At 42.4% G+C, this 19,759-nt stretch carries 19 protein-coding genes; 10 read left to right on the plus strand and 9 right to left on the minus strand.

Going from position 1 to position 19,759, the window contains the following annotated elements; all coding sequences use genetic code 11:
* Window positions 1-160: 160 nt before the first annotated feature.
* The 4 genes from MN869_RS16545 (at window position 161) to MN869_RS16560 (ending at window position 2,891) form a co-directional block, all read left to right on the plus strand.
* Window positions 161-553, plus strand: coding sequence for a DUF2007 domain-containing protein (locus tag MN869_RS16545; RefSeq protein ID WP_004802592.1), 393 nt, complete (start codon window positions 161-163; stop codon window positions 551-553).
* Window positions 554-659: 106 nt separating this feature from the next.
* Window positions 660-1,007, plus strand: a complete 348-nt coding sequence (locus tag MN869_RS16550; RefSeq protein ID WP_004802593.1) for a GFA family protein — start codon at window positions 660-662, stop codon at window positions 1,005-1,007.
* A 22-nt stretch (window positions 1,008-1,029) separates the two neighbouring features.
* Window positions 1,030-1,593, plus strand: a complete 564-nt coding sequence (locus MN869_RS16555; protein ID WP_241287327.1) for a DUF4256 domain-containing protein — start codon at window positions 1,030-1,032, stop codon at window positions 1,591-1,593.
* 134 nt (window positions 1,594-1,727) lie between these two features.
* Window positions 1,728-2,891 carry an acyl-CoA dehydrogenase family protein gene (locus tag MN869_RS16560; RefSeq protein ID WP_241287324.1) on the plus strand — a complete coding sequence of 388 codons (1,164 nt, stop codon included), beginning with the start codon at window positions 1,728-1,730 and terminating at the stop codon, window positions 2,889-2,891.
* A 59-nt stretch (window positions 2,892-2,950) separates the two neighbouring features.
* On the opposite strand, the gene MN869_RS16565 is transcribed toward MN869_RS16560, so the two are convergent.
* The 4 genes from MN869_RS16565 to MN869_RS16580 form a co-directional block, all read right to left on the minus strand.
* Entirely contained in the window at window positions 2,951-3,688 is a 738-nt protein-coding gene (locus MN869_RS16565) for a hypothetical protein (RefSeq protein ID WP_241287322.1), read from the minus strand.
* Between the two features lie 17 nt (window positions 3,689-3,705).
* On the minus strand, window positions 3,706-4,323 hold the full coding sequence (locus MN869_RS16570) for a hypothetical protein (RefSeq protein ID WP_241304637.1): 618 nt from the start codon (window positions 4,321-4,323) through the stop codon (window positions 3,706-3,708).
* A gap of 119 nt (window positions 4,324-4,442) precedes the next feature.
* On the minus strand, window positions 4,443-4,952 hold the full coding sequence (locus MN869_RS16575; protein WP_241304638.1) for a GNAT family N-acetyltransferase: 510 nt from the start codon (window positions 4,950-4,952) through the stop codon (window positions 4,443-4,445).
* Entirely contained in the window at window positions 4,949-5,548 is a 600-nt protein-coding gene (locus tag MN869_RS16580) for a TetR/AcrR family transcriptional regulator (RefSeq protein WP_004802599.1), read from the minus strand. Before MN869_RS16580 ends, MN869_RS16575 begins: the two co-directional genes overlap by 4 nt.
* Before the next feature lie 195 nt (window positions 5,549-5,743).
* Here MN869_RS16580 and MN869_RS16585 point away from each other — a divergent pair, with 195 nt between their 5' ends.
* Entirely contained in the window at window positions 5,744-7,546 is a 1,803-nt protein-coding gene (locus MN869_RS16585; RefSeq protein WP_241304639.1) for an acyclic terpene utilization AtuA family protein, read from the plus strand.
* Between the two features lie 66 nt (window positions 7,547-7,612).
* Here MN869_RS16585 and MN869_RS16590 read toward each other — a convergent pair whose 3' ends face one another.
* Window positions 7,613-9,580 carry a DUF2075 domain-containing protein gene (locus MN869_RS16590; RefSeq protein ID WP_241304640.1) on the minus strand — a complete coding sequence of 656 codons (1,968 nt, stop codon included), beginning with the start codon at window positions 9,578-9,580 and terminating at the stop codon, window positions 7,613-7,615.
* A gap of 180 nt (window positions 9,581-9,760) precedes the next feature.
* Between MN869_RS16590 and MN869_RS16595 the strand changes: the two genes are divergently transcribed.
* From MN869_RS16595 to MN869_RS16615, 5 genes are all read left to right on the plus strand, one after another.
* Entirely contained in the window at window positions 9,761-10,636 is an 876-nt protein-coding gene (locus tag MN869_RS16595) for an SDR family oxidoreductase (protein WP_241304641.1), read from the plus strand.
* Window positions 10,637-10,638: 2 nt separating this feature from the next.
* On the plus strand, window positions 10,639-12,252 hold the full coding sequence (locus MN869_RS16600; protein ID WP_241304642.1) for a carboxyl transferase domain-containing protein: 1,614 nt from the start codon (window positions 10,639-10,641) through the stop codon (window positions 12,250-12,252).
* A 100-nt stretch (window positions 12,253-12,352) separates the two neighbouring features.
* Window positions 12,353-13,513, plus strand: coding sequence for an acyl-CoA dehydrogenase family protein (locus MN869_RS16605; protein ID WP_167250062.1), 1,161 nt, complete (start codon window positions 12,353-12,355; stop codon window positions 13,511-13,513).
* A 10-nt stretch (window positions 13,514-13,523) separates the two neighbouring features.
* Complete coding sequence (locus MN869_RS16610; RefSeq protein ID WP_241304643.1) at window positions 13,524-14,354, plus strand: enoyl-CoA hydratase-related protein; 831 nt, start codon at window positions 13,524-13,526, stop codon at window positions 14,352-14,354.
* An 88-nt stretch (window positions 14,355-14,442) separates the two neighbouring features.
* Window positions 14,443-16,401 carry an acetyl/propionyl/methylcrotonyl-CoA carboxylase subunit alpha gene (locus tag MN869_RS16615; RefSeq protein ID WP_241304644.1) on the plus strand — a complete coding sequence of 653 codons (1,959 nt, stop codon included), beginning with the start codon at window positions 14,443-14,445 and terminating at the stop codon, window positions 16,399-16,401.
* A 30-nt stretch (window positions 16,402-16,431) separates the two neighbouring features.
* On the opposite strand, the gene MN869_RS16620 is transcribed toward MN869_RS16615, so the two are convergent.
* The 4 genes from MN869_RS16620 to MN869_RS16635 all read right to left on the minus strand — a co-directional run bounded on the left by MN869_RS16620 (window position 16,432) and on the right by MN869_RS16635 (window position 19,756).
* Entirely contained in the window at window positions 16,432-16,905 is a 474-nt protein-coding gene (locus tag MN869_RS16620) for a hypothetical protein (RefSeq protein WP_241304645.1), read from the minus strand.
* A 17-nt stretch (window positions 16,906-16,922) separates the two neighbouring features.
* Complete coding sequence (locus tag MN869_RS16625) at window positions 16,923-17,780, minus strand: sterol desaturase family protein (protein ID WP_241304646.1); 858 nt, start codon at window positions 17,778-17,780, stop codon at window positions 16,923-16,925.
* A gap of 74 nt (window positions 17,781-17,854) precedes the next feature.
* The gene (locus tag MN869_RS16630) at window positions 17,855-18,634 is read right to left on the minus strand and encodes a helix-turn-helix domain-containing protein (RefSeq protein ID WP_241304647.1); all 780 of its coding nucleotides are present in this window, start codon (window positions 18,632-18,634) and stop codon (window positions 17,855-17,857) included.
* 192 nt (window positions 18,635-18,826) lie between these two features.
* Window positions 18,827-19,756: a lipase chaperone gene (locus MN869_RS16635; protein WP_241304648.1), complete on the minus strand. Its 930-nt coding sequence runs from the start codon at window positions 19,754-19,756 to the stop codon at window positions 18,827-18,829.
* Window positions 19,757-19,759: the final 3 nt, after the last annotated feature.

The following is a 19,759-nucleotide window of genomic DNA, read 5'->3' on the forward strand; positions in this document are numbered from 1 at the left end:
CTCAGAAGTGAAACCTCTTAGCGCTGATGGTAGTGTGGCACTTGCCATGTGAGAGTAAGTCATCGCCAGCTTTTAAATTAGAATACCCCCTAACTAACGTTAGGGGGTGTTTTTTATTGCGTTGAATTTTATATACTGGTTGTTTTAAGGGCTTTCTGATATGACTTGGATCGTAGTACAAAGCTTTTCATTTCCCTATGAAGCTCAAATTGCTAAAACTCAGTTAGAAGCAGCTGAAATTCCTGCGCGTATTGAAAATGAACATACCATTAATATGGATTGGCTTTACTCCAATGCTTTAGGTGGTGTGCGATTGTTAGTTCCGGAAAGCTATGCAGAAGAAGCTAAGGCATTACTTGCTCAAGATTTTAGCCAAGACTTAGAACAACAATTTGGAGCAAGTGAAAGCTGTCCTAAGTGTGGCAGTATCGATATACAACCTTATACAGAAGGTAAACGCCCCGCTTATGTAGTTTTCTTATTGCTTGGTTTTCCACTCTTTTCGTATAAAAATGGAATGAGGTGTCGACAATGCCAATATTTTTGGACCTGAGCATGCCTAGACTTAAGATATGAAGTCAACAATTGATCAACAGAACATCATTTGAATTAAAAAAGTAATAAGATAAAACAATATAAAATTAAAAAAGGAAAATAAGATGGAATATAAAGGAAGTTGTCATTGTGGAAAAATCACTTTTGTTGCACAAGGTGATTTGACTGAAGCAATGTCGTGTAACTGCTCGATCTGCCAAAGAAAAGGTTCTTTATTGTGGTTCTTACCGACAGATAAAGTTGATATCTCAGTTCAAGAAGATGTTTTAACTCGTTACCAATTTAATAAGCATGTGATCGACCATCATTTTTGTAAGATCTGTGGTATTCATCCTTATGCAACAGGTATTGATCCGCAAGGGAATCAGATGTATGCCATTAATATTAGATGTATCGAAAATTTAGATTTGGAAAGCATCAAAATCAATCACTTTGATGGCCGTTCGGTTTAACACTCAAATTCAGAGAATAAAAATGACCAAGAAAAAACAGCTAAATGCTGAACAGACGATTGTGTTGTTCGAGATATTAAAAAAGCGTTTTGAAGCCAATATGCATCGGCATCAGGGCTTGAGTTGGGTGGATATCGAGGAACAGTTGAAACAGCAACCCGAAAAGCTATGGGTATTGAATCAGATGGAAGAGACTGGAGGGGAGCCAGATATCGTTTCGCTTGATTCTGAACCAAGTGAGATCATCTTTTATGATTGTGCCGTAGAAACACCAAAAGGGCGTAGGAGTCTTTGTTATGATCGCGCTGCTTTAGATGCACGTAAAGAACATAAGCCTGAAAACAATGCGGTCGATGTAGCCGAAGCCATGGGAATTGAATTGCTCACAGAAGAGCAATATAGGCAGTTACAGTCGATTGAGCATTTTGATTTAAAAACCTCGAGCTGGGTCAGAACTCCAGAAGATGTACGCAAATTGGGCGGTGCAATTTTTTGTGATAGTCGTTATGGCCGCGTCTTTACCTATCACAATGGTGCTCAATCCTATTATGCGACCCGTGGATTTCGTGGCCGATTAAAATTATAGTTTTATAATTCGAACGTGCTTTTGGCATGTTTTTTTAAGCTTTGATTTTGCCAAGCGCTTGCTTGGTTTTTCTAATTTTGCTACTTTAGTGTTCATTCAATAAACAATGATCAATAATTGCTAGGAAGCAGAATATGCACCTTAATCCTTTGTACTACAACGAGCAGCATCTTGAATTTGCCAAGAGCATTCGACGTTTTGTTGAAAAAGAAATTTCGCCTTTTATCAATGAATGGGATGAAAGTGAAACCTTTCCGCGAGAGCTCTATAAAAAAGCCGCAGATATTGGTTTGTTGGGATTAGGTTTTGAAGAGCAGTATGGGGGAATTGCGGGAACAGATGCATTTTATACCTTGTTATCTTCGATTGAGATTGCAAAATGTGCTTCGGGTGGCTTAGCGGCTTCGTTACTGTCACATACCATTGGTGCGCCACCAATCCAGCACTTTGCCAACGAAGAGGTTAAAGCTCAAGTACTGCCTCAGATTTTGTCAGGTGAAAAAATCTCGGCATTGGCGATTACTGAGCCAGGCGGTGGGTCAGATGTAGCTTCGCTTAAAACCAAGGCTGTACGTGACGGTGATTATTTTCTGGTGAGTGGTGAAAAGACCTTTATCACTTCGGGGATGCGAGCTGATTATTATTCAGTGGCAGTGCGTACTGATCCAAATGCCAAAGGGGCAAATGGTATTTCAATGCTGCTCATAGATGCGCATAGTGCAGGGATCAGTAAAACCAAACTGGATAAGATGGGATGGTGGGCATCCGATACGGCACACCTGCATTTTGACAATGTTAAAGTGCCTGCCAGCCATTTATTGGGTCCTGAAAATATGGGCTTTCTGGTGATTATGAATAACTTCAATATGGAGCGTTTTTTCCTTGCTGCCAGTAGTTATGGCTTTGCCCTAACTTGTTATGAGGAGGCATTGGATTGGGCACAGCAACGCCAAACCTTTAGTAAGCGTTTGGTCGATCATCAGGTGATGCGTCATAAGTTAGTGGATATGGCCACGCGACTAACGGCAACCCGTGCTTTACTCGAGGATACCGCTTATCGTTTAGGCAAACCTGAATTGCAGGGTAGTGAACTGATTGCCCAGATTTGTATGCTGAAGAATGTTGCCACTCAAACTATGCAATTCTGTGCCGATGCTGCGGTACAAACACTCGGGGGCATGGGCTTTATGCGTGGTACTAAGTCCGAGCGGATCTATCGTGAAGTGAAGGTGAATATGATTGGCGGTGGTGCAGAAGAAATTATGAAGGATTTAATTAGTAAACAGTTGGGCTATTAAAACTGTTTCAAACATCATTCAAAGTGCGGTCAAAACACCGCACTTTTCCGGTTTAAAATTTATTCTAGTTCAGCCAACTCTTCTAAAGAAATCTGACGGATTTCAAAGATAGGTTGTTTCAGAAATGAGTTCAGTGCTTTGATATCAATAAATTTTATGTTGTCGAGTGCAATACCTTCAATGCTATCTTTTTCGGCATCGTAACGAATATCCGCAGTTTGCTCGATAAACTGTTTCAATAATAATGGACTATCACTTAACTCTGAAAGTGGTTTGTTCATCAAGGCTTCGAACTCATAATCCATCGCATAAATATTGGATTCCCACATAACATCGCTAAAGTTCTCATCTTGGCTAGAAATAATGCTGCCAGTTTCATAGCCAGTAAAATAGTCTTCTTCTGAATTGATCCAGAGCACATAGCAAGGTTGTGTCGCATCGATTTCTAAGAGTTGATACCAGACGATACCTGAAATTTGGGCAAATTCGAACGCATCGTCTTCATTCAGTTTTGGAATTTCACCATCTTCGATATCAAACTTTTTGCCCGTTTTTTCTAATACCAAAGCTTCAAGTTTTTCGTAGATTTTATCATCTACTTCGCCATTGCCGATGTCATAGTTACAGAGTTCATCATAATATAAGCCCTCAACAACTAAGGTTTTATAGGCCTTTTCTGCTTCAGCTTTATCTGTATAAATCTGTTTGATTGCCCCAGTTGAAACGCAGTTGGTGAGATGCCATTCGTCATTATAGGCAAAGTCATTTTGACGAATCACGTATTGGATATTGCTCATTTTTATTTCCCCTTAAGTTAAGCAATTTTAGTTTTTAATTCTTGCAGCTTAGCTGCACTAGGCGGCACAGCCTTGCCATTGTCCATCCAGAGTTCAAAACGCATCGGGTTGAAAAAGAAATCGGGACGAATATCAAAATCAATCAATCTGGCTTCACCTTTTCCCATCATCGGAAGAATGGTATTGATAAACCAACTATTGTGGGTGATCAGTAACGACTTTAATTGTCCTGTCACCGATAAGGGAGAGAGTAGTGTTGCTGATACTTTTGGGTCGTCAATCACATCAGCATGAAATTTCTCTAGGCGTTTTGCTAACCCATCTGTAGGGATATCCTGCATCGCTGCAACAAAATCACCTAAAGTTGGAATAAAGCGGTGATGGAAATCAACCAATAGGTGATCTTTTTCACAAAGGTCTTTCACTTCAATGCTATTTCCTGCACTATTTTCAAAGTGATGTCCAAAGATCGGGATAATGACTTCCTGAACACCCCAAAAGGTATGCAAGATACGATGGCGATTGTCGGTACACAACATTTTGGTGCTGTCGATTAGAGCATGAATATCAATATAATCTTCAAGCTCGCCCCCACGACGTTTCACCGAAATATTGGCATGTTGTACTGGATTCATTTTCACGAATTCTTATAATCATTTGATGTTTAAGAACAATAGCAGCTTTCTGATACAACGAATATAGATAAATAGACGTGAGCGATAAGCTGTGTCGTGCTTAAATTAGAATCAATTTTTTAAAATGCCTGATATTTTTTATCGGTCCAATCGGCATTTAAAATTGCCCAACGCTCATGATCTTTCCATTCTTTTCCACCAACACGCAGGTATTGGCGAGAAAACCCTTCTTTTATAAAACCTGCATTTGCGACAAGGCGAATAGAGGACATATTGTCTGGTTGGATATTGGCTTCTAGTCGATGCAGATTCAGTGTTTGAAATGCTTCGTGTAAAACCAGTTGCAGCCCTTGTCGCATATAGCCTTGTCCGGCATAAGGAGAAAAGGCTTCATAACCCAAGTAAGCAGAATGGAAGTAACCTCGAACGATATTGGAGATATTAAAGGTGCCAACAATGGCATGATTTTCTTTCAAGCAGACAAAGTAACGATGTTCTTGTGCGAGATAGTATTGAAAGTCGGTTGGTGGATAAGTCCAAGGTTGATGCAGTTGAATACTCTTTTGGTAGGCAAGTTTGATTTCAGCTAAATCGCTGAGTTGAGGCTTACGCAAATAGATAGCACTCATTTCACCGCCATTTCCCAAACCATTTCAGTCAACTCATCAATTTTGACTTTACCTTCAGGTCTGTACCATGTCACCGTCCAAGAAATCGAGCCACCAAGCAAACGACGCCAAATAAAAGCATCGTGTTTCACTTTGCCTTGAGCACGTAATTTTTCAATCACCTCTAACCAAACTTGCTCATATTCATTACGCATTTTCAGAAGGTAATCTTGTTTTTCTTTAGAAAGGGCAAACCATTCGTGTACCAATACCGCCATAGCTGCACCCGTATCACCTGCAATGGAAAGTAATTCAGCTTTGATGAGATGGCGTAATTGTTGTTCGGGATCAGTTGAGCGTTCAGCAGCTTCTTTTAAACGGGCGAAGTTATAGATAATGGTTTGCTCCATCACAGTCGCCAGAATTTCATCTTTACTTTTAAAATGATGAAACAGGCTGCCCGATTGAATGCCAATAAATTCACCGAGTTGACGAACCGTCGTTTTGTCATAACCTTGCTTATAAAACAGATAGGCAGCACCTTGCAGTAAACGTCCACGTGGACTGTCATCAAAACAAACAATTTTGGGTATTTGCTCAATTGAGGTTGCGATCATGCCTATCCATCTATCCCGTTTAATCTAAAGTCTATTGTAACAAAATTCATTTGATGCATTGTCTTATCTTTTTATAACAAGCATTTGCTTGAGTTTGTCTATTTTTGCCAATACAGCATAGCATTATGCACTTTACAAACCAAGCACTTGCTTGGTAATGTTAAGGCATTTTTAGCGATAACAATGAGAAAGCGCATGACAACTGTCAAACAGGATGACCAGAGGGTAGTTAAAATTGGGTGTGCATCAGGCTTCTGGGGCGATACCAACACCGCTGCATTTCAGTTGGTCCATCTGAGCGATATTGATTATCTAGTCTTTGATTATCTATCAGAAATTACGATGTCGATTATGGCCAAGGCGATGATGATAGATCCAAGTCATGGTTATGCGCTGGATTTTGTCAGTCGAGTGATGGCACCCCTGATCAATAAAATTGCTGAGAAAAAAATAAAAGTGATTAGCAATGCGGGCGGGGTGAATCCACTGGCTTGCCGTGATGCCCTACAGAAAATTATTGATGAAAAAGGCTTAGATTTAAAAGTTGCAGTGGTGTTAGGTGATGATGTATTGCCGAAGCATGCTGAATTATTAAACCAAAATGTGCGAGAAATGTTTAATGGCGATGCCTTGCCTGCACATGTTGCCAGTAGTAATGCCTACCTCGGTGCTGTTGCGATTCGCGATGCCTTGGACTTAGGTGCTGATATTGTGATTACTGGCCGTGTGGTCGATTCAGCGGTTGTGCTTGCTCCATTATTACATGAGTACAAATGGTCACTGGATGATTATGACAAGTTGGCACAAGGTTCTTTGGCAGGGCATGTGATCGAATGCGGTGCACAGTGTACAGGTGGAAACTTTACCGATTGGCGTCTCGTTCAAGGCTTTGACAACATGGGCTTTCCGATCGTGGAAGTGAGTGCTGATGCTTCATTTATTGTGACCAAGCCGAAAGGGACAGGTGGCCTCGTTTCAACTGCAACCGTAGCAGAGCAGATTGTCTATGAGATCGGCAATCCACAAGCCTATCTTTTACCTGATGTGAGTGCTGATTTTAGCCAAGTCCATTTAGAACAGGTAGGAGAGCATCGGGTCAAAGTGAAAGGTGCAACAGGGCGTGCGCCAACTCAGCAATATAAAGTGAGTGCTACATATGCGGATGGTTATCGTGTTTTGGTTAGTTTCTTGATTGCAGGTCGTGAAGCGCCAGAAAAAGCCCAAGTGATCGCCGATGCCATTATCAACAAATGTGAACGGGTGTTAGCACTACGTTCAGTTCCTCCTTTTAGTGAAAAGTCGGTTGAGATTCTCGGGATTGAAAGTACTTATGGTGCACATGCGAAAGTGAAAGATAGCCGTGAAGTAGTGGTCAAAATCGCGGTTAAGCACTTGTTTAAAGAAGCTTGTATGTTCTTTGCTTCTGAAATTGCCCAAGCTTCTACAGGGATGGCACCTGCATTGGCAGGAATCGTCGGCGGTCGACCTAAAGCCTCGGCAGTGGTGAAGCTATTTTCTTTCTTGATTGATAAAGATCAATTAAAGGTAGAAGTCGACTTTGCAGGACAGCGTTATCCCGTTCAAATCCTCGTCGGACAAGCTTCACAGGATTATACGCAACATCCCGTTGGTGACGTAGCCGTATATCAAGGTGATGAGATTGAAGTTCCTCTCGTTGAAGTTGCACATGCACGCAGTGGAGATAAGGGCAATCACAGCAATATTGGGGTGATCGCGCGCAAGGCTGAATATTTACCGTGGATTCGTGCGGCACTGACTGAGGCCAATGTTGCAGCGTATATGCGGCATGTTTTAGATCCTGAAAAATCAAAAGTGATTCGTTATGAACTGCCTGCCATGCATGCACTGAATTTCATGTTGGAAAATGCATTGGGGGGCGGGGGAATCGCCAGTTTGCGGATTGATCCACAAGGTAAGGCGTTTGCACAGCAATTATTGGATATGCCGGTGAAAGTGCCTAGAAAACTGATATCTTGAGCTGCATTTACCTGGTGTTGGAGTCTCGTTTGTCGTAAAGCAGTACAAGCGAAACTCCAGTATTTTTTATATTATGTCTAGCCCACAAGAGAGCAGATAGTCATAGATTGAGTCATAGTATTTTCGAGGTCGTGTTGGATCTTTTCCATCTACAGCAGGAATAAAAATAACCATACCTTGTCGGGCTCGGGTTAATAGAACTCTATAAGCATTGAGAAGGTAATTTTTAGTTGAGTCTTTATTAATATTCTGCCACTTTGAGCCTTTAAAGCTTTGAAATTGCCAACCCTCATCATAATAGAGGTTAATATCCCAAGTTACACAGGTATAGTCGATTTCAAGTCCTTGTATATCGAACTCAGTCGCAATATCCTCTAAGTAATAAGATGACCGAGTATCATCCTCATGATTTAAAAACCAATCAGGTGGAGATATATCATTCTTAACATAGATACCTTCTGCTTTTAGTCTTTTAGCGCCTGAACTTGCGATCAGTCCAATTCTTTCTGTACCTCGAGCTTGATGTCTTAACCAGTTTTTTGCCTTGGTTAAGTCTCTAGTGATTTTAATTGGATAATTATGTTTGATGTCTTGGTAAATTTGAGCGGCTTGAGCATTTTGATTGTCTAAAATGGATTGGATCAAGGATGCAACTTTTTCACTTCGAAATGATCGAACAGAGGTGGATAAATGAAGATCAGTTTTTTGATGTCCATGTTGTTCTAACCAGTTTGATAAATCTAAATTATTTAGATAGGTATTAGGTTCAGCCAAAATCTTATCTGAATAATAAATATCCCAGGATTGGTATTTTGTTTTTAGCGACTCAATCCATTCTGAAACGCCGGCTTCACCTGTATTGATTTCTTGTCCGCCTCCGATTAAACATATAATTGCACACCAATCTTCATGTCGATCCATTACACTGATTAAATATTCGGGTTCAGACATGTCAAAGTTTGTGATTCCTTTTTTCTGTTGCATGAACTTGGAGACTTGTTCTTTTTGCCAAGCTCTTTGTGCTTCATCGAAAACGACAACCTTTTCAATAGGTGCATGAGGCGTTCTTAAATTGTCATCTCTAAAATGATGAATATTTTGGATAAAAGCCTTTGCTTTCCTTTCAGCTTCTGTACGTAAAATTCTCTGACCACTCCTTTTAGCAGATTCTACTGAATCTCTAGTCAATGCTTCTCTCAAGACATCAACTAACGGGCCATTACCAGATAGAAATACTGAGTGTTCTGATTCATCTGCTTTTAGTCGTTCGTTCGCGATGTTTAGACCTGCAAGTGTTTTTCCTGCCCCAGGAACACCTGTTAAAAAGCAGATTGATTTCCTATGCTGAGCTTTGGAGTCTTCGATAATTTCATTTATTAAAATGGAGGTGTTGGAGAGGTTAATTGCACCAGCATCACTTCTTGAAATTTCTTCAACACTATGGCCTTTATATAAAGCTTGAGCTGCTTCAATAATCGTTGGCGTAGGTTTATATATGCTATTTTCCCAAGTCTCAATATTTAGACTTTCTTCAATTTTTATGTGGTCTAGAATTTTGATAAGCGTGGCTTTAAAGTTTTCTTTATTACATAGGATACAACGGGTCAGATCTAGAGAGCTATCAATCTGAGAGGTCGTACTTGGGGCATTCGTCGCGATAAGGATCGGGATAATCGTTTTATTATGACTTCCTTCATGAAAATTTTGTAAATCTAAGCAATAGTCAATTGTCTGATTTTGAGCATAGTTGGAATAACTTTTGTCGCCTACTTTAAACTCTATCACAAAGATTAAATTATTTATAATTAATATATTATCTACTCGTTTTCCCATTCTAGGGATAGAGAACTCAAAATATAAGTGTCCACAAAACTCTTTAAGTTCCTGTTTTAGAAAATCAATTTGTTCAAGCCAAGCATTTTTCTGTAAATCTTCTAAATCATGTTGATGATGACGTGCAAGTTGTCCAAAAATTGCATTTTTATTTTCATTTAAAAAAAAATCTATCGAACTTTGATAATAGCTTGTATTCATTGTGAGTTTTTAACGTTTAAAAAATCTTAGATTGAACAGCATGTTAGCACTAGAAATAATATATTAGCAAAAAATGACATTTTAATTTGAATAAGAAAGGCATCTTGGTACTTTACAAACCAAGCACTTGCTTGGTAGTGTGTATTCAGTTAAAAATAATAGATGAATGGATCATAAAACATGGCTTATCAATCAATTTTCAGGGCAGATGCATTTGCTGACAAAGTGGTGATCGTCACAGGTGGTGGTTCTGGTATTGGCCGTTGTACTGCACATGAATTGGCTTCTTTAGGCACACAAGTGGTGATTACAGGGCGAAAAGTTGAAAAACTGGAAAAAGTCAGCCAAGAAATTCTGGAAGATGGCGGCAAAGTGCATTTCATCGTCTGTGATAACCGTGATGAAGAGCAAGTCAAAAATATGATTGCTGAGGTGCTGGAAAAATTTGGCAAGCTCGATGGTTTAGTCAATAACGCGGGAGGGCAATTTCCTTCTGCGCTTGAGAATATTTCTGCCAATGGTTTTGATGCCGTGGTGCGCAATAACCTACATTCTACCTTTTACTTGATGCGTGAAGCCTATAACCAGTGGATGGCAAAGCATGGTGGTAGCATTGTTAATATGACTGCCGATATGTGGGGTGGTATGCCGGGCATGGGTCATTCAGGTGCTGCACGTTCGGGTGTTGATAACCTGACCAAAACTGCTTCAGTAGAATGGGGGAAATCTGGGGTACGTGTTAATGCGGTTGCCCCAGGTTGGATTATTTCTTCGGGCATGGATAACTATAGTGGTGATTTTGCCAAAGTGATCATTCCAAGTTTAGCGAGTAATGTGCCATTAAAACGAATGGGTACCGAGTCAGAAATTTCCTCAGCGATTTGTTATTTGCTTTCCGATGCTGCTGCTTTTGTGTCAGGTGTTACCCTCCGCATTGATGGGGCAGCATCACAAGGTACACGCATGTACCCACTGGCAGATGCGACCAATAATGAAGCCTTTAATGGTTTCCATCGTGCTTTTATCCCTGACATTTTCAAAACAGATGGAGAATAAAGATGAGTATTCTCCAATCTGAGATTGCAGTAGGTAGTGAACAATACCAGCAAAATCGAGAGGCTTTGTTAACACAGCTGGCTGAAGTGCGTGCGGTGCAGCAAAAAAGTATTGATAAGTCCTATGCAGCAAAACCTAAGTTTGATAAGAAAGGCAAAATCTTGCCACACGAACGTATTCGTTTACTGTTAGATGCGGATTCACCTTTTGTTGAGCTATGTGGTCTGGTTGGTTACAACATGCATGACGATAAAGATGGTTCCGAAGCAGGTGGTGGGGTGATTGCAGGCATTGGTTTTGTCAGCGGTGTACGTGCGCTAGTTTCTGCCAGTAACAGTGCCATCAAAGGCGGCACCATGTCACCGATGGGGGTGCATAAAACCCTCCGCCTACAAAAGATTGCACTAGAACAAAAGTTGCCGATGGTGACATTGACGGAAAGTGGTGGCGCAAACTTGAACTATGCAGCTGAAGTGTTTACCTATGGCGGAATGACTTTTGCCAACCAGGCACGCTTATCAGCAGCAGGGATTCCACAAGTTGCGGTGGTACATGGCAACGCAACTGCGGGTGGTGCTTATCAACCAGGCTTGTCTGATTATGTGATTGCAGTCCGCAAGCAAACAGAAATGTTATTGGCAGGCCCGCCATTGTTATTGGCAGCAACAGGGGAAGTGGCGACTGCGGAAGAACTGGGTGGGGCAGAAATGCATACCCAAGTCTCAGGTGTTGCAGAATATCTAGCTGAAAATGATGCAGATGGTATTCGTTTGGTGCGTGAGATTTTCGAGCATCTCAACTGGAAAGAACAGACCGCGCAATCTACTCAGAATTATAAAGAACCGCGTTATGCTGCTGAAGAGCTATTAGGTATTGTTCCGCAAGATCCAAAGCAACCTTTTGATATGAAAGAGATCATTGCACGGATCATCGATGATTCAGATTTTCTAGAATTTAAACAAGAATATGATGCTTTAACCGTATGCGGTTGGGCCAAAGTGGGTGGACTACATATTGGCATTATTACCAATAATGGGCCGATTACCCCACAAGGGGCAGCCAAAGCAGCACAGTTTATTCATCTGTGTGAGCAGACTCAACGCCCACTTTTATTTTTGCATAACACCACCGGTTTTATGGTCGGAACTGATGCAGAGCAGAACGGGATTATTAAACATGGTTCCAAGCTGATCCAAGCGGTTGCCAACGCGACAGTACCCAAGATTTCGATTGTGGTGGCAGGCTCTTATGGCGCGGGTAACTATGCCATGTGTGGTCGTAGTTTGTCCCCGCAATTTATCTTTGCATGGCCAAACTCTCATGTCGCAGTAATGGGCGCAGCACAAGCAGGTAAAGTCTTGCGTATCGTAGCTGAGGGCAAACAAAAAGCCTCGGGAATGGAACCGAATCCGCAGATGCTGGATTTCTTGGAACAAAGTACAGCGATGAAATTGGAACAACAGTCGACGGCTTTATTTAATACCGCAATGCTGCATGACGATGGCATCATCGACCCAAGAGATACCCGTAAAGTATTGATATTTTTATTACAAACCATTTATGAAGCACAACAACGTGAATTAAATCCAACACGATTTGGTGTGTCGAGATTTTAAGAAATCTCCCCTAACCCCTCTTTAAAAAGAGGGGGGACCCCTCCCTTTTGAAAAGGGAGGTTGGGAGGGATTTACGAGATTAATTTTAAGGAAAAAAACAATGAAATTTACCGCAGAACATGATGCTTTACGCCGTACCACACGCCAGTTTGTTGAAAATGAATTAAACCCATTTATCCCAGAGTGGGAAGAAGCGGGCCGTTTTCCGATTCATGACGTGTTCAAGAAAATGGGAGACTTGGGTTTATTGGGGATTTGTAAGCCTGAAGAAAATGGCGGTTTAGGACTCGATTATTCATACAACCTTGTGGTGGCAGAAGAATTAGGCCGTGCTGCTTGTGGAGGTGTACCCCTCGCGATTGGCGTGCAAACAGATATGGCAACGCCTGCACTGGCACGTTTTGGCAGCAAAGAGTTGCGAGATGAATTTTTAAACCCTGCGATTCGCGGTGAATATGTCGCATCGATTGCGGTATCTGAAGTGCATGCGGGTTCTGATGTGGCAGCCATTAAAACGACTGCAAAAAAAGATGGCGACGACTATGTGATTAACGGCAGTAAGATGTGGATCACCAACTCATTACAAGCCGATTTCTTTTGTCTATTGGCCAATACTTCTGATGATAAACCACACGTCAATAAATCCATGATTATTGTTCCTGCAAAAACGGCAGGGATCAGCTTTTCAGAACCTTTAAATAAATTGGGGATGCGCTCCACCACCACGGCACAAGTGTATTTCGACAATGTACGTGTACCACAACGTAACTTGGTTGGGGTGGAAGGCATGGGCTTCATGATGCAAATGATGCAGTTCCAAGAGGAGCGTATGTGGGCCTGTATCAATGCAGTGGGGGGGATGGAAAAAGTCATTCAGCAAACCATTGACTACACCAGAGAACGAACCACGTTTGGTCAGCCTTTAATTCATAATCAGTATGTACATTTCCGTTTTGCTGAACTGATGACAGAAGTCGCAGCATTAAAAGCCCTAACGCTGCAAGCCTGTGAACAGCATATTGCGGGTGAAGATGTCACTTTAATGGCCTCAATGGCGAAGCTGAAAGCAGGGCGATTAAGCCGTGAAGTGGCAGATAGCTGTCTACAATATTGGGGTGGTAATGGTTTTATGTGGGATAACCCTGCATCGCAACTGTTCCGTGATGGTCGCTTAGGTTCGATTGGCGGCGGTGCAGATGAAATTATGCTCGGAATCATTTGTAAGCTCACCGATATTTTGCCGAAGAAACAGAAAAAATAGGAGCAGAAGCATGACAGTTGCAACTTCTCTTGCAGGCTTAGCGTTAGATGACAGCATTCGGTTAGAGCAGCAAGGTGGCATTTTAACGCTATGGCTGAATCGTCCTGAAAGCCGTAATGCCATGAGTTTAAAGATGGTCACTGCTATTCAACAGGTGTTTAGCCAGATTGCCGATGATCTATCCATTCGCGCTGTGATTTTACGCGGTCAAGCTGGACATTTCTGTGCAGGTGGCGATATTAAGGATATGGCGGGGTTAAGAGTTGAAGCGGCCAATACGGATAGCTTACAGCCTTATGTGGATTTTAACCGTCGTTTTGGGGCCATGATTGAACAAGTGGATCAAGCACCGCAAACCGTCGTGGTGGTTTTGGAAGGTGCAGTACTTGGTGGTGGTTTTGGTCTGGCTTGTGTTTCAGATATTGCCATCAGCCGTGATACCGCTCAGTTTGGCCTACCTGAAACAGGTTTAGGTATTTTACCTGCACAAATTGCGCCTTTTGTAGTGAAACGGATTGGTTTGACTCAAGCCCGCCGTTTGGCATTATTGGGTTTACGTTTTGATGGCAAGACGGCTGTGGATTTAGGTGTTGTTCATCAAGTTGCACAAGATGATGTTGAGCTTGAACAACAGCTTACAGAGATCATTCAGCAGATTAAACGTGCTGCCCCATTGGCTTCCCGTACCACCAAAGCTTTATTACATCGGACACTGAATGAGCCTTTAGGGCAGCTTTTGGATGATGCGGCACAACAGTTTGCTCAGGCTGTCGGCGGCGCAGAAGGACAAGAAGGCACCATGGCCTTTATTCAAAAACGTAATCCGAGTTGGTTTGACTAAAATTTCCTCCAAATCCGCTTTATTAAACAAGAGGGACTTCCTCCGTTAATAGGCGGATTGAGAGGGATTTAATAATCGAGATGAAACAATGAGTTTTTCAAAAGTCTTAGTGGCAAACCGTGGTGAAATTGCTGTTCGTGTGATGCAAACAGCTAAAGCAATGGGCTATCAAACGGTTGCGGTGTATTCAGATGCAGATGCCAATGCCCGTCATGTCCAACTGGCCGATGAAGCGGTTTATATCGGTGCATCTAAAGTTTCAGAATCCTATTTATCCATTGCCAATATTATTGCAGCCTGTCAGAAGACTGGAGCTGATGCGGTCCATCCAGGTTATGGCTTTCTGTCTGAAAATACCGACTTTGCTCAGGCTTGTCTTGATCATGGTATCACTTTTATTGGGCCGACGGCTGCTGCCATCGAGCTGATGGGTAGTAAACGTCTTTCTAAAATTGCCATGATCCAAGCTGGCGTACCGTGTGTACCTGGTTATGAAGGTGATCAGCAAGATCTTGATTATCTAGTACAACAAGCTGAGAAGATTGGCTATCCTTTAATGGTCAAAGCTTCGGCTGGTGGTGGTGGGCGCGGCATGCGTCTGGTCCAACACGCTGCTGATGTACTGGAAGCCTTAAAAACAGCGCGTTCGGAAGCAGAAAATGCCTTTGGTTCAGGTGAGTTGATCTTAGAGAAAGCAGTGATTGCCCCACGTCATGTCGAGATTCAGGTGTTTGGGGATACACATGGCAATTATGTGTATTTATTTGAACGGGATTGTTCGATCCAACGCCGTCATCAAAAGGTGGTCGAAGAAGCGCCCTGCCCAGTGATGACACCTGAACTACGCCAAAAAATGGGTGAAGCAGCTGTTGCAGCAGCAAAGGCTTGTGATTATGTTGGGGCAGGCACGGTCGAGTTTCTGCTTGATCAATCGGGTGAATTCTATTTCTTGGAAATGAATACACGTCTGCAAGTCGAACATCCAGTCACAGAAATGGTCACAGGATTGGATTTGGTGGAATGGCAATTGCGTGTTGCTAATGGTGAAACTCTGCCCTTACAACAACATGAGTTGACCTTAAACGGACATGCGATCGAAGTTCGTTTATATGCAGAAGATCCACGTCAGGACTTCCTGCCACAAACAGGTAAAGTATTGCGTTGGCAAGCGGCGGGTGCTGATGGTAGCTTACCCAATGTCCGTATTGATCATGGCATGCTAGAACACTGTGAAATCAGTCCGTTCTATGATCCGATGGTGGCCAAAGTGATTGCCTATGGCAAGACGCGTCAGGATGCGATTCGCCTGCTTGCCAAAGCGGTTGATGATTGTGTATTGCTTGGTGTGAATAGCAATAAGCAGTTTCTTGTTAATTTATTGCGCCATCCGATCATTGTGGCGGGAGATACCAATACCGCATTTATTCAACAGCACTTCCAAGATGATATCAGTCTGCATCAACAAGCTTTGCCGCTTGAAACCTTAGCCGTGGCAGCAGCACTGTTTACCCAGCAAAATCAGCAGCAAGTGGCTTGGCAAACGGGTGTTGCTATGCCGTTTCCACTGAAACTGAAATATGCCGATCAGCAGATCTTGCTGCATGTACAAAATGATCAGCAGCAGGTCAAGGTTGAGTTCTGTGATCAACAAGCAACGATCAAAATTGTAAGCATCAGTGATGTGCTGATTGTTTATAGCTGTGAAGGTGTTCGACGCAAGCTCGCCTATGTTATTGACCAGGATCAACTCTATTTGGATGCAGCTAATGGCAATGTATTGATTGAAAATTGCACCTATGCAGCACCAGAAGCGGCAGAGGTAGTGGGTGATGGTAAAATTCGTGCACCAATGGATGGTGCGATTGTGAATTTGCTGGTCAATGTCGGAGATTCAGTAACAAAAGGACAAACCCTATTGGTGCTTGAGGCGATGAAGATTCAGCAGCAAATCAAATCCGATGTCGATGGTGTGGTAGATGAGTTGATTGGCCAAGTCGGGCAACAAGTGAAAAAACGTCAATTGTTATTAAACCTCAGCACGACTTGAGCGTAATCAAATAGAGCAAAAAGCGAGGTGTTATGCCTCGCTTTTTAATAAGTGTAATACAGCATCTAAAGAATGCTCTGAATTTCCTTGTAATTCTTGTGTTGCAAATTCAGCCAAGGCCTGTTCATGCGCTAACAAATAGTGGAGAAAGTCTTGTGTGTTGGCATCTGCATGTTGCTGCATCCGCTCAAAAGTGACCATAAACGGCTGTGTACCTTGCTTAAGTACGCGCATGGCCAGTTTCCACGACAGTTTAGCCATCGCAATCCCTGATGCTTTGGCCTGTAACTTAACATGCAAACGAATCGTCGCTGTTTGACCTTGTTGGATTAAGAACTGCTGTAACTTGCGTAGGGTTTGGGTTTCTAGTTTAGCCAGCGTTTGCCATTTTTGTTGCTGCTCAATTGAGCGTGTATGTTTGGCTGCATTTAAAAAGATCAGTTCACCCAATATTTCTGATTCAAGTGCAGTATTCAGATCTTGTTGATATTGTGGGTAATGCATCGCTGATTTCCTTTAATTTAGGTGTCTGATTGGTTTTTTCTAGCAAATGGCCAACGTATTTGTTTGAGATAAGCCTTCGGTAGCGCAGTCTTTAACCCGACTTGCCCAGCTTTCACAGGTTTGCTTTCATAGTAATACGTTCCAAACAGATGATCCCAGATCATCCAGAATTCACCAAAGTTTTTACGACCAAAACCATGTTTATGATGCCAGCGATGGACTTCGGCAACCCCCAGTAAAGGTCTAAAAACACCTACAGAATAATCCAGATTGGCATGCTGGAAAGCCAAATGAATTGCAGTTAATCCCATCCACGTCCCAATCAGATTGGCGGGTGCACCGATTAAGGTAATACAGATAATTCCAGGCGCTGCGAGCAGAATGGCACTTAATGGATGACGACGTTCACCATTCAGCCAATATAATCGTTCAGCGCTATGATGAAGGGCATGCAATTTCCATAGGAAACGTTTTTTATGACTTAGCCAATGCATCAGCCATAAGCCAAAGTCGATGACTAGACCCACAATGAGGAATTGTAGCCAGATCGGTAGGGTGCTAGGCCAAAAGCTAGCAATATCAATTAGCTTTCGAAATAAGGTAATGCATTCAGCAGTAATAAAAATCATGACGATACTAAAACTGGCATGCAGGATATCAACGCCTGTATCTTCATGATCGGTTAGCCAGGTTTGTTCATAAGGTTGAATCTGTTCAAGCAGAGCAACCAGTGCAATCGCAATGGCTGCAATGCAGGGCACATAAGGCCAATAACTAAGCTCACCCGCGGCAACGGGCAATAAAAAAAACAGACTCAGCCCCATAATTAGGGGATAACTGCTATAGCGAATGAGGTACTGAATTAACTTCGGCATGGTGTATTGTTCCAAAACAATGAACAGTCACTATGCCTATGCGATTGCAGCACTGAATTGAACAAAACAGCTATTTATTCAATAAAGAGAATCTGCCCCTGCATCTGGCTCAGTTCCGATGGCCGGACCCCGAGTAATTCAATACAAGTTCGTGTGAAATGCGCCTGATCAGCAAAATCAGCTTGATGAGCGGTATCCGTTAATGCACGTCCATTTTGCATTTGAGTTAATCCACACATGAGACGTAACCATTTGCGATAGCTGCGTAAAGGCAGTCCTACTTGTTCGCGAAACCAGTGCGAAAAACGACTTTCAGATAAACCTGCAACTTCCGCTAAAGATTGACGATCAGGGATATTGGATTGCAAGATGCCCTGATAAAGCAACGCTAGAATGTGTTCAAGCTTCTGTGGATTACGATGGGGAGCCGAATTGCTGAGCCGTGTGTTTTTTAAGAAATCGGCTAAGCCATGATTGAGTGGTATCTGTGAGTGAAAGCTGTGTTGCAACTGTTGTTGTAGATCGATTGATACTTCACCTACCTGTGTAGGTGCGTGAAATTCTAGATTGAACTTGGCGGTGAGCGCATGACAGGTGTCAATGTAAAGCGACAGGTAGTCGCCAGTTATAAGTTGATGCTTTAGCTTGGCGGGAATGAATAAAGTCGGTGCTCGATAAAGTTGACCATCAGCAATCACTTGCACGGGTTGATCTGCATTCAATGACATGGTGATTTGATGCGCATAGTGGTGGTGAGGGTGATTATTTCCTGATCGTCCAAGAAAAGCGCCAATCCCCAAAGCAATTGCTGCTTGACCACTCCAACCAGCATTATCATTTTTTAAGCTGTTCATGCCACATCATGATCTTGAAGTAATTGAATGGCTTATTTAGCGGGAATGCATGTTCTTTGTCAAATAAGGAACGAGTGATTTAAAAAGGATCATTCTTATTTAACGCCGACACATTGCCTGTCTAAATGGTCGGCCGATTATTGATCAGAGGTGAGCTATGAATTTAAGCCGACCTCTGTCGAGTTCCGTTTGTTAAGAGAACATTTTTAGACGCAGACTTTCTAAACGATTTTGATATTGCTTTTGCCACTCTTCATTTGGCAGTTGTGTTTTTAGCGGCTCCATCTCTTGTTGTAGTTGTTGCACAGCTTGTTGATATTGATCGACTTGCTGCTGCTGTTGAACTTCACGTTGTTCTCTTTGCTGAACCTCTTGGCGTTGCTGCTCCGTCAGATAACGCTGTTGTAACATCTGTTTTAAGCGTTGCGTTTCAGCAGGGCTATGCTGCCCTTGATTGATTAAACCGAGCGCTTGTTCATAAAGCCCCATTTTATTTTCTTGTAGAGTTGCATCAGGGTACTGTTTTTGTAGCTGCTCAAATGCTTTTAAACGTTGTTCTGCACTGAGTTTCTGATTCTGTGCCAAATCATTGTAGGCAAAACGATAATCTGCATAGCCACGCTCTTGCCCAAAGCCCAGCATCGCTTCGGCTTGCCCCAAGGTTTGTTCTCTGAGCTTCCACAAAGCATCAAAGCGTTCTTTTGGCGATAACGACGTTGATAACACGGTATTTTGCATCTGCTGTTCATATTGCGGCATGCGTTTTATTAGATTTTCCACCAAATGTGCAAAGTTTTGATCTGGGTAATTGGCTAAAGCTTTTGCTAAAGCTGCATTACAGTCAGTGACAGGGCAGTTGGCTTTAAAATCATTGAGAAACTCGGTGATATTGCCAGGTTGCTGTTGTAGTGTTTTTAATTGTTTTAAAAGTGACTCTTGAAAAACTTCGTCCTTGGTTTTGTTTGGCATGCCTTCATTACTCACCTGTGCTGATGAATCTTGAGATGATGCGGTGGATTTGGTTTGCTGAATTGCAGCGGAAGAGGCAGTGCTCTTCCAAACTACAATCCCAACCAAGACCACGACAACAATAAGCATTGTTAGCAATAGTCTTTTATTCATACC

Origin of the sequence: Acinetobacter sp. NIPH1876 (assembly GCF_022808535.1) — a bacterium.
Classification (GTDB): Bacteria; Pseudomonadota; Gammaproteobacteria; order Pseudomonadales; family Moraxellaceae; genus Acinetobacter; species Acinetobacter higginsii.

Coding starts and splice junctions, on each gene's coding strand:
- MN869_RS16545 (WP_004802592.1), top strand. CDS start 161: ATGACTTGGATCGTAGTACAAAGCTTTTCATTTCCCTATGAAGCTCAA.
- MN869_RS16550 (WP_004802593.1), top strand. CDS start 660: ATGGAATATAAAGGAAGTTGTCATTGTGGAAAAATCACTTTTGTTGCA.
- MN869_RS16555 (WP_241287327.1), top strand. CDS start 1,030: ATGACCAAGAAAAAACAGCTAAATGCTGAACAGACGATTGTGTTGTTC.
- MN869_RS16560 (WP_241287324.1), top strand. CDS start 1,728: ATGCACCTTAATCCTTTGTACTACAACGAGCAGCATCTTGAATTTGCC.
- MN869_RS16565 (WP_241287322.1), bottom strand. CDS start 3,688: ATGAGCAATATCCAATACGTGATTCGTCAAAATGACTTTGCCTATAAT.
- MN869_RS16570 (WP_241304637.1), bottom strand. CDS start 4,323: ATGAATCCAGTACAACATGCCAATATTTCGGTGAAACGTCGTGGGGGC.
- MN869_RS16575 (WP_241304638.1), bottom strand. CDS start 4,952: ATGAGTGCTATCTATTTGCGTAAGCCTCAACTCAGCGATTTAGCTGAA.
- MN869_RS16580 (WP_004802599.1), bottom strand. CDS start 5,548: ATGATCGCAACCTCAATTGAGCAAATACCCAAAATTGTTTGTTTTGAT.
- MN869_RS16585 (WP_241304639.1), top strand. CDS start 5,744: ATGACAACTGTCAAACAGGATGACCAGAGGGTAGTTAAAATTGGGTGT.
- MN869_RS16590 (WP_241304640.1), bottom strand. CDS start 9,580: ATGAATACAAGCTATTATCAAAGTTCGATAGATTTTTTTTTAAATGAA.
- MN869_RS16595 (WP_241304641.1), top strand. CDS start 9,761: ATGGCTTATCAATCAATTTTCAGGGCAGATGCATTTGCTGACAAAGTG.
- MN869_RS16600 (WP_241304642.1), top strand. CDS start 10,639: ATGAGTATTCTCCAATCTGAGATTGCAGTAGGTAGTGAACAATACCAG.
- MN869_RS16605 (WP_167250062.1), top strand. CDS start 12,353: ATGAAATTTACCGCAGAACATGATGCTTTACGCCGTACCACACGCCAG.
- MN869_RS16610 (WP_241304643.1), top strand. CDS start 13,524: ATGACAGTTGCAACTTCTCTTGCAGGCTTAGCGTTAGATGACAGCATT.
- MN869_RS16615 (WP_241304644.1), top strand. CDS start 14,443: ATGAGTTTTTCAAAAGTCTTAGTGGCAAACCGTGGTGAAATTGCTGTT.
- MN869_RS16620 (WP_241304645.1), bottom strand. CDS start 16,905: ATGCATTACCCACAATATCAACAAGATCTGAATACTGCACTTGAATCA.
- MN869_RS16625 (WP_241304646.1), bottom strand. CDS start 17,780: ATGCCGAAGTTAATTCAGTACCTCATTCGCTATAGCAGTTATCCCCTA.
- MN869_RS16630 (WP_241304647.1), bottom strand. CDS start 18,634: ATGAACAGCTTAAAAAATGATAATGCTGGTTGGAGTGGTCAAGCAGCA.
- MN869_RS16635 (WP_241304648.1), bottom strand. CDS start 19,756: ATGAATAAAAGACTATTGCTAACAATGCTTATTGTTGTCGTGGTCTTG.